Source organism: Magnetococcus marinus MC-1 (assembly GCF_000014865.1).
Taxonomy (GTDB): Bacteria; Pseudomonadota; Magnetococcia; order Magnetococcales; family Magnetococcaceae; genus Magnetococcus; species Magnetococcus marinus.
Window position 1 is genome coordinate 3,326,452 of the sequence record NC_008576.1, and the last position, 12,623, is coordinate 3,339,074.

A 12,623-nucleotide genomic window follows, 5' to 3' on the forward strand; every position below is an offset into this window, starting at 1 on the left:
GAGTTAAGGTGGTTTTTTTGGTATAATTCCGGGTATGAAAACGCTACCAAAGACACTCCCTGATGACCCTGCCGCTTTGCGGGAAATAATACTTTCCTTGCAGGCTGAAAATGTCTTTTTACAGGACAAAAGCAAGCGTATGGAGCATGAAGCCCAGCTTCTGAGGGAGAAGCTGAATATTCTCATTGCCAAGCGGTTTGGGCGTTCCAGTGAGAAGAGCGATCCCCGCCAGTTGGGTCTGTTCGATGAGGCAGAAGTGACGGCTGCCGAGGAACCTGAAGAGGATGCCGAAGAGATCCAGGTTCCTGCCCATAGCCGCAAAGCGAAGTCCAAAGGACGCAAGCCGTTACCAGAGTGGTTGCCTCGGGTAGATATCCTTCATGAGCTGCCTGAGTCGGCATTGGTTTGTGGCCTGGATGGTCACCATTTGGTCGAGATTGGCCGTGAGACCAGCGAGCAACTGGATATTATTCCGGCCAAGGTGCAGGTGTTGCGGCACATCCAGATCAAATATGGCTGTCCTCATTGCAAACAGGGCGTGAAGACGGCCCCTGCACCCAAACGTCCCATTCCCAAGGCGTTGGCTACAGCTGCTCTATTGGCCCATGTGGCGGTATCCAAGTATGCCGATGGGTTACCGCTCTATCGACAGGGCTCCATTCTGACCCGTGCAGGGATTGCTGTCTGTCGAACCACGCTGGCCAATTGGATGATCCAGTGCGGCCAACTGGTGCAGCCGTTGATCAATCTGATGCGGGACAAGATGCTGGATTACGATATCCTGCAGATGGATGAAACAACGGTTCAAGTGCTTAAGGAAAAAGATAAAGTTGCAGCCAGTAACTCCTATATGTGGGTACAGCGAGGTGGTCCTCCGGGTAGTCCGGTGATTTTGTTTGATTACGATCCCACACGCGGTGCCGAGGTTCCGAAACGGCTGTTGGCGGGCTATAAAGGCTGGCTGCAAACGGATGGGTATGCAGGTTATCTGGGTGTGGGTGCGCAGGAAGATGTGATCCTGATGGGGTGTTTTGCGCATGCCCGTCGTCAATTTGACGAGGCGATCAAAGCGTTGGGAAAATCCAAAAAAGGCAAGATGGGCAAGGCTGGGCAGGCACTGTCGCTGATCCGGAAACTGTACGCAGTGGAAAAAGATCTGCGTGAGGAAGAGGCTACTCCAGAGCGACGTTACAAGGTGCGCCAGGAGCGTTCCCGCCCCATTATCGATGAGTTAAAAACCTGGCTGGAAGATAATCGAGCAGGGGTGTTACCGAAAAGCAAACTCGGCGAAGCGATGGGATATCTGACCAATCAGTGGTCCTCTCTGATTCGATATTTGGATGATGGACGCCTGGAAATTGACAACAATAGAGCCGAGAATGCCATTCGCCCCTTTGTGATTGGCAGGAAAAATTGGCTCTTCAGCAACTCTGTTCGAGGTGCAAGGGCCTCGGCAAACCTCTACAGTTTGATCGAAACGGCCAAAGCCAATGGTTGGGAGCCCTTCGAGTATTTTACAAAGGTCTTTGAGGGCCTCGCCACAGCGCAAACCGTGGATGAGTTCGACCTGTTGCTCCCGTGGAATTTGAAATCTGCTGCTGAACCGACAGGGTAGTTGATGGGGAGAAATGGGCGCTTACAAATCTTTGGGTCTTAAGCGTTTGCTGGGAACAAAACATACGCGTTACCGCGATTTGGTCTTGGCACTTATTGCCCAGAGAGTGCTTCAACCTGCATCCAAACTGGCCTCGCACCGGCTGTTCAACACGACCACCTTGGGGCAGGAGTTTGGCGTGGACGATGCCAACAAGGAAGAGCTCTACAAGGCCTTGGATTGGCTCGGAGCGCAACAGGAGCGAATTGAGAATCTCCTGGTGAAACAGCACCTTCAGGATGGCTCCATGGTGTTGTTTGATCTCACCTCCACCTATCTTGAAGGAAGGCAGTGCGAACTGGCTGAATACGGCTACAGCCGAGACCACCGACCAGACAAACTACAGATTGAGATTGGCCTGCTGTGCGATAAGGAGGGCCGCCCTCTAGCCGTGGAGGTGTTTCCCGGCCATACAGGCGATCCCACGACGCTGACCGCCCAAGTGAACAAGCTCAAGGCGCGCTTTGGCCTCAAGCGGGTCATTGTTGTTGGTGATCGGGGCATGATCACCCAGGCCCGGATTGACGAAGATATCCAACCTGCTGGCTTTTCATGGATTACCGCCTTGCGCCACAGTACCATCCGATCACTGGCCAAAGCAGACAACTGGCCTTCCTTATTCGATGCGCGCAACTTTGCCGAGATTACCTCCCCAGATTTCCCAGGTGAGCGACTGATGGTTTGCCGCAATCCCTTCCTAGCCGAGGATCAGGGACGCTCACGACGGGAACTGTTGGCTGCCGCAGAACAGGGGTTGGAGACGATCCTGCAAGCCGTGCAAGAGGGCTCTTTGCGTGATTGTGGCCAAATTGGCAAACGAGCCGACCGGGTTCTGCGCAAGCTTAAAATCGCCCGTTATTTCAACTTGGAGATTGCTCCAGGGCGGTTCATTTGGTCCCGTAAGCAGGCTGTTATTGATCAGGAAACAGCCCTGGACGGTATCTATGTGGTCCGCACCAACCTTCCCGAAAAGGAGATCTCCAGTGCCGACACGATCCGCCAATACAAATCATTGGCCCAGGTAGAGAGCGCCTTCAGAGATCTAAAGAGCAGTCTGGATATACGCCCGATCTTTCATTTCCGTGCCGATCGCATCAAAGCCCATGTCTTCCTGTGCATGCTGGCCTACATGGTAGAACGGGAAATGCGGATCAAGCTCAAAACGCTACTGTTCACCGATGAAGCGCCACTGCTCCCCGACGATCCTGTCATGCCCAGAGAGCCATCTCCAAACGCCAAAGAGAAGACCGGCACAAGACGTTCTCCAACAGGCCATGCCTTGCAGAGCTTCAGCACCCTGTTGGAGCAATTAGCCACCTTGACCCGTAACACCGTCCGTGCCCAATGGGAGCCCGCGGCTGGTAAACCTTTTGAAATGCTTGCTAACATCACCCCTCTACAGCAGGAGGCTTTCCGGCTACTCAGCATCTCGCCTTAATGTGTCCAGTGACGCGCACCGTGTTCAAGTAAATTACAGCTTGATATCAATGTATTATACATTTTTTAAACAGAAAGTCCGGATCAAACTGTAGAGGTTTGCCGAGGCCCTTGCACCTCGAACAGAGTTGCTGAAGAGCCAATTTTTCCTGCCAATCACAAAGGGGCGAATGGCATTCTCGGCTCTATTGTTGTCAATTTCCAGGCGTCCATCATCCAAATATCGAATCAGAGAGGACCACTGATTGGTCAGATATCCCATCGCTTCGCCGAGTTTGCTTTTCGGTAACACCCCTGCTCGATTATCTTCCAGCCAGGTTTTTAACTCATCGATAATGGGGCGGGAACGCTCCTGGCGCACCTTGTAACGTCGCTCTGGAGTAGCCTCTTCCTCACGCAGATCTTTTTCCACTGCGTACAGTTTCCGGATCAGCGACAGTGCCTGCCCAGCCTTGCCCATCTTGCCTTTTTTGGATTTTCCCAACGCTTTGATCGCCTCGTCAAATTGACGACGGGCATGCGCAAAACACCCCATCAGGATCACATCTTCCTGCGCACCCACACCCAGATAACCTGCATACCCATCCGTTTGCAGCCAGCCTTTATAGCCCGCCAACAGCCGTTTCGGAACCTCGGCACCGCGTGTGGGATCGTAATCAAACAAAATCACCGGACTACCCGGAGGACCACCTCGCTGTACCCACATATAGGAGTTACTGGCTGCAACTTTATCTTTTTCCTTAAGCACTTGAACCGTTGTTTCATCCATCTGCAGGATATCGTAATCCAGCATCTTGTCCCGCATCAGATTGATCAACGGCTGCACCAGTTGGCCGCACTGGATCATCCAATTGGCCAGCGTGGTTCGACAGACAGCAATCCCTGCACGGGTCAGAATGGAGCCCTGTCGATAGAGCGGTAACCCATCGGCATACTTGGATACCGCCACATGGGCCAATAGAGCAGCTGTAGCCAACGCCTTGGGAATGGGACGTTTGGGTGCAGGGGCCGTCTTCACGCCCTGTTTGCAATGAGGACAGCCATATTTGATCTGGATGTGCCGCAACACCTGCACCTTGGCCGGAATAATATCCAGTTGCTCGCTGGTCTCACGGCCAATCTCGACCAAATGGTGACCATCCAGGCCACAAACCAATGCCGACTCAGGCAGCTCATGAAGGATATCTACCCGAGGCAACCACTCTGGTAACGGCTTGCGTCCTTTGGACTTCGCTTTGCGGCTATGGGCAGGAACCTGGATCTCTTCGGCATCCTCTTCAGGTTCCTCGGCAGCCGTCACTTCTGCCTCATCGAACAGACCCAACTGGCGGGGATCGCTCTTCTCACTGGAACGCCCAAACCGCTTGGCAATGAGAATATTCAGCTTCTCCCTCAGAAGCTGGGCTTCATGCTCCATACGCTTGCTTTTGTCCTGTAAAAAGACATTTTCAGCCTGCAAGGAAAGTATTATTTCCCGCAAAGCGGCAGGGTCATCAGGGAGTGTCTTTGGTAGCGTTTTCATACCCGGAATTATACCAAAAAAACCACCTTAACTCTCTATACAATCGAAGAAAAATGCAGTTTATTGTGGCCCTTCATTGCCGCTAGGTTGTAGCCATCAAGTAGCCAATTCAGCTGCCGCCCCGTGATCTGGATTTCGGCGGTACCTCCCTGACGCAACCAGTGAAATCGGTCCTTTTCCAGCCGCTTTTGCCACAGACAGAACCCATTCTGTTCCCAATAAAGGATTTTCACCTTGTCCAATGATCGATTGCGAAACACGAACAGAGCCTCATCAAAGGGATTCAATTCCAGTTCTGCCTCCACCAATGCAGCCAGTCCGTTGATCCCCTTCCTGAAATCCACCGGCTCCAAACAGAGATGGACGACAGAAATATCCGGCGATGGGCGCATCATCACAAGGCTGCCACAGATCGCAGGACAGAGAGCAAGCTCTCGCCACCATTCCCTGACCACTCCACCGTCATACCATTTGGGAACTGAATCCGGCAGACCCCTGCTGGAGACGTCGAACTCAATTCCAATCGCTGAAAACGTCGCTTGCCCGATCCTGACTCTTCCAGAAACCCCATTTGCGTCAGCTTGCGCTTCCAAAAGTACAACGATGGAAGGCTCAGACCATTGGCTTCGGCATACCCCTTAATGGTACCAGCTTCCAAACGGCAAGTATGCAAATGAGCAAGCCAGTACTGCTGCTTCTCGCTCAACCCAGATCCGTCGATTGATTTGTCCGTCATTTTAGCCTCCTGAAAATTTGTATCTCAGAAAGCTTGACACACCTTCAAAACAAACTGAATCCTGGGGAGAAATGGACGCTTACGCTGTACCCGTCGGCTTAGGGTGCTCTCCTTGTAGCCACTGAAGTCAATTTTGGTCCAGGCATGCAGTTGGTTAATCAAGCCTGCCACCCCAGCCTGCTCAAACCCCTCTTCAGAGAAGTGCAACTGACCGGAATCGGAGAGGGCCAGCCCCATCAGCCGTTTACCAATGGTCTGCGCTGGGAGTATCAGGTCAACTACCCCGGTCTCAATGGCGGCGCGGGGCATGCCGTCGTACTTGGACTCTTCCGGGTCCTGCACCAAGACCGTGCCACCAGCATATTTAATTTCTTTGACCCCTTGCGCCCCATCGGATCCAGTGCCGGAGAGGATCACCCCGACGGCCAGCTCACCCAGCTCTTCAGCAAGGGAGCGAAAGAACAGATTCACCGAGGGTTTGGGTACAACCTGTTTGGAGGGAGTTAACAGTCGAAAGCGGCCATCCGCCAAGATAACATTGTGATTTTCTGGGGTCACATAGATCACCCCTCGGGCAGGTCTCAGCCCATCCTGCACATCCCGCACAGGCAGTAGGGTTTCCCGTTCTAACAGGGTGACCATCATACTGCGATGGTGAGGGGAGAGGTGCTGGATGATGACGAAGGAATGCTCGACATCCTGATCCAATCCACCCAACAAGGAGGTCAGCGCCTCCAAACCACCCGCTGATGAGCCAATACCCACAACAGGCCAATTGATCTGTGGCTCTGACTCTTTCGCATCTGTTTTCATATCGCCCCCCCTTCCAATCTCCAGCGCTTCTTCATAGCTGAACTAACAGGAATGAGCAGTTTGATGAAAGCTTACCACACGGTTTCGCCCAGTGCCCTTTGCCCTATACAGAGCATTATCTGCTTGATTGAGCAATAAATCCATTTTATCAATTCCTAATCCTGAGGTTACACCAAGACTCAGCGTATAAGTCAAAAACTTTCCATCAGGTAATGAAAGTCGAGAGGTTTCTATTTTTTTGCGAATGCTATCCGCTATTTGATGGGCATGCTTGCTATCTGTATTTGGAAGAATCAGAGCAAATTCTTCACCCCCAAGTCGTGCTACTATGTCTGTTGATCTAACAGATTTTTTTAATTCTGAGCCTAAAGATTGGAGAACCAGATCTCCTATATCATGGCCAAAACTGTCATTAATTTTTTTGAAATGGTCGATATCCATCATCACAACTGCTAAAGGCCAGCTGTGACGTTGAGATTGGTCAATAATATATTTCCCCCTCTCTTGGAATCCATGACGATTCAATATACCTGTTAGTTTGTCGTGTGTTGCCATAACCTCTAGCTGTTGCAAAGCTTTGCGCAAAGAATAGATAAGCCAGGCACCAACTAATGAAATTATGGTGCGCATTATTGAATTAAAAATTAAAAACTGATGCGCTTCTTCACTAGGAGCTAGCATCCAGTCGATTTGTAGCCAAAACATATCAGTCACAATAGCAATGAAAATACCGCTCTTTATTCCAAGAAACCATGTTGCAAGTAAAACAGGAATGCTTAAAAAAATGTGGAACTCTAGATGTAGCCCAATATGGTAGTGAGCAAAAATAATTAGTATCTCAAGTTTCGCAGTTCGTTTCGGCCAGAATTTGACGTTGTGAACCAAGGGGATCGAGCATCAATGCCTTGCTGAGCCAAGCCTCGACCTCCTGTTCAAAGAGTTCAATTACCTCGTTTTTTTGGTGATTTTCAAGAATGGATGTTCGGCCAAGGGCATCATTGAAGATGGCGCGGAAGGTATGCCAGAGCTTTCGGGCATAGGTCAAAGCGGCCAGATTGTGGGCGAGTTGATCCCGCTGGCTGCCTTTGATCGCCATCATGCTGGAGAGAACAGCATGGCGCATGGCAGCTAGGTGTAGGCAGGCGATGACTGCTTCGAAGGATCGGACGGACTCATTAAGGAAACCGAGGTGCTGTTTGGATTCCTTGTAGAAAACTTCGATTCCCCAGCGGTTGGCGTAGTGCTCGATCATATTTGACAGCCCCATTGACCGGTCTGTGGTCAGAAAGACGGCCCACTCCTTCGAGCCGGTTTTCGGATCGATCAGCCGGACGAAGAACAGACGTATAAGGCCGATTTCGGGGTGCTCTGCATCTAGGAAGGTTCCTTTGAAGCGCTTGGACCCCTTAGCTTTCCTGATCTTGCCCTTGGCAAACCGGGTGTAAAGTTCGGCACTGGTCAGTCTCTCGCCCTGGAATAGGAACTTGGTGTTGTTGCGCTTCCATCGGATCAGGGGGACCACGCCCAGATCCAGCCGGACTTTCTTGCAGAAATCTAAGATTCATATTTAAAAACAGTAAGATATGTAAATTTTCCTGATTTCTTGTAGTCATGTAATGTGTGTTTTTGTTCTTTTAATATTTGAAATGTTGCGCTATAATCATAGCCATGCATATTGAACGTGTTCCCAATCGAAATTCACACCCAACCGTGCTGCTACGGGAATCCTACCGTGAAAACGGCAAGGTCAAAAAGCGCACTCTGGGCAACCTGACTGGTCAACCCGAGGAGACCATTGAGGCTTTGCGGGTGGTGCTCAAGGGTGGGCGCATGATGCCGATGACCTCAGCACTGACCATTGAGGCGAGTCTGCCCCACGGCCATGTGGCTGCTGTTGCCGGAGTGATGAAATCTTTGGGTCTTAAGCGTTTGCTGGGAACAAAACAAACGCGCTACCGCGATTTGGTCTTGGCGCTGATTGCCCAGAGAGTGCTTCAACCTGCATCCAAACTGGCCTCGCACCGGCTGTTCAACACGACCACCTTGGGGCAAGAGTTCGGCGTGGACGATGCCAACAAGGAAGAGCTCTACAAGGCCTTGGATTGGCTCGGAGCGCAACAGGAGCGAATTGAGAATCGCCTGGTGAAACAGCACCTTCAGGATGGCTCCATGGTGTTGTTTGATCTTACCTCCACCTATCTTGAAGGAAGGCAGTGCGAACTGGCTGAATACGGCTACAGCCGAGACCACCGCCCAGACAAACTACAGATTGAGATTGGCCTGCTGTGCGATAAGGAGGGCCGCCCTCTAGCCGTGGAGGTGTTTCCCGGCCATACAGGCGATCCCACGACGCTGACCGCCCAAGTGAACAAGCTCAAGGCGCGCTTTGGCCTCAAGCGGGTCATTGTTGTTGGTGATCGGGGCATGATCACCCAGGCCCGGATTGACGAAGATATCCAACCTGCTGGCTTTTCATGGATTACCGCCTTGCGCCACAGTACCATCCGATCACTGGCCAAAGCAGACAACTGGCCTTCCTTATTCGATGCGCGCAACTTTGCCGAGATTACCTCCCCAGATTTCCCAGGTGAGCGACTGATGGTTTGCCGCAATCCCTTCCTAGCCGAGGATCAGGGACGCTCACGACGGGAACTGTTGGCCATCGCAGAGCAGGGATTGGAGACGATCCTGCAAGCCGTACAAGAGGGCTCTTTGCGTGATTGTGGCCAAATTGGCAAACGAGCCGACCGGGTTTTGCGCAAGCTTAAAATCGCCCGTTATTTCAACTTGGAGATTGCTCCAGGGCGGTTCATTTGGTCCCGTAAGCAGGCTGTTATTGATCAAGAAACAGCCCTGGACGGTATCTATGTGGTCCGCACCAACCTTCCCGAAAAGGAGATCTCCAGTGCCGACACGATCCGCCAATACAAATCATTGGCCCAGGTAGAGAGCGCCTTCAGAGATCTAAAGAGCAGTCTGGATATACGCCCGATCTTTCATTTCCGTGCCGATCGCATCAAAGCCCATGTCTTCCTGTGCATGCTGGCCTACATGGTAGAACGGGAAATGCGGATCAAGCTCAAAACGCTACTGTTCACCGATGAAGCGCCACTGCTCCCCGACGATCCTGTCATGCCCAGAGAGCCATCTCCAAACGCCAAAGAGAAGACCGGCACAAGACGTTCTCCAACAGGCCATGCCTTGCAGAGCTTCAGCACCCTGTTGGAGCAATTAGCCACCTTGACCCGTAACACCGTCCGTGCCCAATGGGAGCCCGCGGCTGGTAAACCTTTTGAAATGCTTGCTAACATCACCCCTCTACAGCAGGAGGCTTTCCGGCTACTCAGCATCTCGCCTTAATGTGTCCAGTGACGCGCACCGTGTTCAAGTAAATTACAGCTTGATATCAATGTATTATACATTTTTTAAACAGAAAGTCCGGATCCAGGATTTTCTTGACGAACTTAACCGATGAGTACCAAGCATCGGCGAGAAAATACTGGGCCGGAATCCCAGCTTGAATGGCTCTGGCAACCATGTCGACAGTCTGATCAAGCTTAGACATCTTGGCCGCCTCACGGTAACGCCGTCCAAGATGTGAGCGACAATCGAACCGGTAACTGAGGATGTGGAGCAGATTGCTGATCAGAGGCCGCTTTGAAAAACGCAAAGCGGCATCCAGTGGCAAGGTTCCCTGCTTGTTAACCCAGACCAAGTGGGCTGCTTCAAAACCTGCAACTGAGCGGCCGGTATTGTGGTCATGATGCCAGCAAACACCTTCAATACGATCACCACGCTTCTCTTTGACGGTGGTATCGGCAACAAGGTAGCCGGGGCCGAGATCCAGCGTTCGCCACTGGGGTAGTAACTTTTTGATTAGCGCCCAATGCGCATTCCGCCATGGAAATTGGCGTTGGAGCAACCGGTAGAAGGTATCCTTGCCTACCGCGAAGACCGACAGAAAGTGGTCGCGGCAAAAAAGGTGAATGGATGGCACCTTCAACAGAGGATGCAGGATCAGTAACATGATCAGCGTCGGAAGATCCTTCCCCGTTCGTTTGCTCCATCCGCGCCGATTGAATATCGCCTGGAAGCCAATTTCCTGGAGAAAATCGACGATAGCGTTATCTACGCCGAATACTCCAAAGGATTGGGTTTTGATCTCGTCAATCATGGGGGTAGGCACAGTAGCCTGTTCCCTGTTATGCTGATTCATGAAGCTGGCCTCGTCCCTGAGCTATCTGACTGATTCGACACCAGAATTATAGCATACACGAGGCAGCTTTGCCCTTGATTTGGTTGGCAAATATCAGCCCAATTGATCGGTCAACGAACTGCGAAACTTGAGTCCAAAGGATTGGGTTTTGATCTCGTCAATCATGGGGGTAGGCACAGTAGCCTGTTCCCTGTTATGCTGATTCATGAAGCTGGCCTCGTCCCTGAGCTATCTGACTGATTCGACACCAGAATTATAGCATACACGAGGCAGCTTTGCCCTTGATTTGGTTGGCAAATATCAGCCCAATTGAGCGGTCAACGAACTGCGAAACTTGAGTTAGTATATCAAGCAGCAAAACTGCCACAAAGATTAATTTTCTTTGCAATGGGTTAGGCTCATGAAACAACCATTTTTTGTCCATTTGTCAACCCTCCCTTGGCTAAGAATTATCCTTGAAAACTTGCTCTATTAAATAAGTCTCAGAATAAATTGAGCCTTTCTGCTTTTCACTTAAAGAGTCAAACTGTTCGCATCTTCATATTTTAACCCGTTTTATCGAATCCCACATGTGTGCCGCAGCTCCCACACCAACTTCTTTATAAATATTATAGACTTCTGTTATTCCATGTCTTTTCAATTCGGCTTCCTGGTCTGGATAGAGAGCAGTCGCAACCAGAGAGTGCTTGTAGCCATGGGCACGTAGGTTATCAGCAGCGGCAATGTTACCAAGATGATTGGGCATTGCGAGCAATATCATTTCCACCCCTTTGTGGCCATCACTAAACCGTGACCAGAACTCAGGATGAGTCGCATCTCCAGGTACAACTCTTCTGCCTTCTTTGCTGTTCTTTTCTACCTCAGCCTTGTCAAGATCAATTCCTAAAATTTGCCCTTCAGCATTGTGAGCCATCTCATCATAAGCTGCTTGCCCCACACGCCCCATACCAATGATCAAGATACGATTGCCTGAAATAGAGATCTCTTCATCTTCAGGCAGGCGTTTTTCCTGCTCCCAACGTATAAGCCAGTCATGAAGACTCATATAGAGTGTGTCTGTGTACCGGTTAAGAGGAGAGGCCAGAAGGAATGAAAAAGAGAGCGCTAACGCCAAAATGGTGATCCATTCTGCAGGCAACCACTCGACATTCAAGGAGATCGCGGCGACGATCAGACCAAACTCTGAGTAGTTCGTTAGTATCGCCCCACCCTGGGTTGCAGCTCGAGCCCGGAGTTTAAAACGTGCAAGAAGGAGATAGAACAGTCCACCTTTGAAAGGTAGGAGCAAGGAGAGCAGAAGTGCGGCTAGAGCTGTGTCCCAAGTCGGTAATCCTGCCAATCCGATCGTAAGAAAGAACCCAACCAATAAGACGTCTTTAAAGCCCAACAAGTGCTTTGCCAACTCTCCAGAACGGGGATGGTTTGCTAAAAGGACACCAAAAATCAGCGCACCAAGATCCCCTTTCATGCCCACTACTTCAAACAATGCGGCTCCGCCTAAGGCCGCAACAAACCCAAACAAAGGTAAAAGCTCGCGATGACCAGAACGACTCAGTATATAACCTAGAAGGTGGCGCCCCGGAATTAATGCCAATAAAAGGATAGCCCAAATGGAGGGGAGCTTACCTGAAGAAGCAGCCAAAAAGATCACAGCTGCGATATCTTGAATGACTAGAATGCCAATGGCCGTTCGACCATATTGGGAACTCATTGCACCACGTTCTTCTAGGACCTTGACTGCAAATACTGTGCTGGAAAAAGAGAGCGCAAAGGCAACGATTAGGGCGGAGGCTAAATCCAATTCTGCAAACACCTGGATAGCCGTTAAACTTAACAGCAACAAAACCGCTGTAATGGCAACCACACTTATGGCCATATGCGCTGTAGCTGTACCCCAAGTTTCCAAACGAGCTAGGGTCTTCAGTTGAAGCTTCAGGCCAATAGTGAAGAGCAGAAGTGTCACGCCAAGATCTGCTAATTCATTTAAAAAGGAATCTGTGGAGACGCCCAGCATATTCAGCATAAAGCCAGCCGCCAAAAATCCAATCATGGGGGCAAGTTGAAATTGTTTGAAAATCAGACCGAATATAAAAGCGATCGCAATCCATGCAGGGTCCTGAATTTCAATAGCACTGAGAATATCCATAGAGAGCCCCTTATACTGAATCTTTATCTATCGGAACTCTACGCAAGCTCAGGTATAAAACACAAAAACCAATGACACCTGATACGATAGATCCTGCAA

The 12,623-nt window shown here is 50.6% G+C and carries 7 protein-coding genes and 4 pseudogenes; 3 read left to right on the forward strand and 8 right to left on the reverse strand.

Features of this window, described 5'->3' with window-relative positions:
• The first annotated feature begins 34 nt into the window (after nucleotides 1–34).
• Together tnpC (MMC1_RS13445) and MMC1_RS13450 are read left to right on the forward strand one after the other, a co-directional pair.
• Nucleotides 35–1,615: an IS66 family transposase gene (gene tnpC / locus MMC1_RS13445; protein WP_011714234.1), complete on the forward strand. Its 1,581-nt coding sequence runs from the start codon at nucleotides 35–37 to the stop codon at nucleotides 1,613–1,615.
• 13 nt (nucleotides 1,616–1,628) lie between these two features.
• Nucleotides 1,629–3,092, forward strand: a pseudogene (locus MMC1_RS13450) (IS1634 family transposase); the annotation flags it as partial.
• 75 nt (nucleotides 3,093–3,167) lie between these two features.
• Here the strand turns inward: MMC1_RS13450 and tnpC (MMC1_RS13455) are convergent.
• The 6 genes and pseudogenes from tnpC (MMC1_RS13455) to MMC1_RS13480 all read right to left on the reverse strand — a co-directional run.
• Nucleotides 3,168–4,613, reverse strand: a pseudogene (gene tnpC / locus MMC1_RS13455) (IS66 family transposase); the annotation flags it as partial.
• A 35-nt stretch (nucleotides 4,614–4,648) separates the two neighbouring features.
• Nucleotides 4,649–5,008, reverse strand: coding sequence for an IS66 family insertion sequence element accessory protein TnpB (tnpB, locus tag MMC1_RS13460; RefSeq protein ID WP_011714233.1), 360 nt, complete (start codon nucleotides 5,006–5,008; stop codon nucleotides 4,649–4,651).
• Nucleotides 5,008–5,349 carry an IS66 family insertion sequence element accessory protein TnpA gene (tnpA, locus tag MMC1_RS13465; RefSeq protein ID WP_011714232.1) on the reverse strand — a complete coding sequence of 114 codons (342 nt, stop codon included), beginning with the start codon at nucleotides 5,347–5,349 and terminating at the stop codon, nucleotides 5,008–5,010. The genes tnpB and tnpA overlap by 1 nt, the downstream gene beginning before the upstream one ends.
• A gap of 24 nt (nucleotides 5,350–5,373) precedes the next feature.
• A complete protein-coding gene (locus MMC1_RS13470; protein ID WP_011714237.1) occupies nucleotides 5,374–6,162 on the reverse strand; it encodes a chemotaxis protein CheB in 789 nt (262 codons plus the stop codon).
• Nucleotides 6,163–6,204: 42 nt separating this feature from the next.
• Nucleotides 6,205–7,047: a GGDEF domain-containing protein gene (locus MMC1_RS13475; protein WP_160162715.1), complete on the reverse strand. Its 843-nt coding sequence runs from the start codon at nucleotides 7,045–7,047 to the stop codon at nucleotides 6,205–6,207.
• Nucleotides 7,001–7,714, reverse strand: a pseudogene (locus tag MMC1_RS13480) (IS4-like element ISMasp2 family transposase); the annotation flags it as partial. The gene MMC1_RS13475 and the pseudogene MMC1_RS13480, both read right to left, overlap by 47 nt.
• Before the next feature lie 116 nt (nucleotides 7,715–7,830).
• Between MMC1_RS13480 and MMC1_RS13485 the strand changes: the two are divergent.
• Nucleotides 7,831–9,522 carry an IS1634 family transposase gene (locus MMC1_RS13485; protein ID WP_011714240.1) on the forward strand — a complete coding sequence of 564 codons (1,692 nt, stop codon included), beginning with the start codon at nucleotides 7,831–7,833 and terminating at the stop codon, nucleotides 9,520–9,522.
• A gap of 82 nt (nucleotides 9,523–9,604) precedes the next feature.
• Here MMC1_RS13485 and MMC1_RS13490 read toward each other — a convergent pair.
• A pseudogene (locus MMC1_RS13490) lies at nucleotides 9,605–10,378 on the reverse strand (IS4-like element ISMasp2 family transposase); the annotation flags it as partial.
• A 538-nt stretch (nucleotides 10,379–10,916) separates the two neighbouring features.
• Complete coding sequence (locus MMC1_RS13495) at nucleotides 10,917–12,524, reverse strand: cation:proton antiporter family protein (RefSeq protein ID WP_011714242.1); 1,608 nt, start codon at nucleotides 12,522–12,524, stop codon at nucleotides 10,917–10,919.
• Nucleotides 12,525–12,623: the final 99 nt, after the last annotated feature.

Coding starts and splice junctions, on each gene's coding strand:
- tnpA (WP_011714232.1), bottom strand. CDS start 5,349: ATGACGGACAAATCAATCGACGGATCTGGGTTGAGCGAGAAGCAGCAG.
- MMC1_RS13485 (WP_011714240.1), top strand. CDS start 7,831: ATGCATATTGAACGTGTTCCCAATCGAAATTCACACCCAACCGTGCTG.
- MMC1_RS13470 (WP_011714237.1), bottom strand. CDS start 6,162: ATGAAAACAGATGCGAAAGAGTCAGAGCCACAGATCAATTGGCCTGTT.
- tnpB (WP_011714233.1), bottom strand. CDS start 5,008: ATGATGCGCCCATCGCCGGATATTTCTGTCGTCCATCTCTGTTTGGAG.
- MMC1_RS13495 (WP_011714242.1), bottom strand. CDS start 12,524: ATGGATATTCTCAGTGCTATTGAAATTCAGGACCCTGCATGGATTGCG.
- tnpC (WP_011714234.1), top strand. CDS start 35: ATGAAAACGCTACCAAAGACACTCCCTGATGACCCTGCCGCTTTGCGG.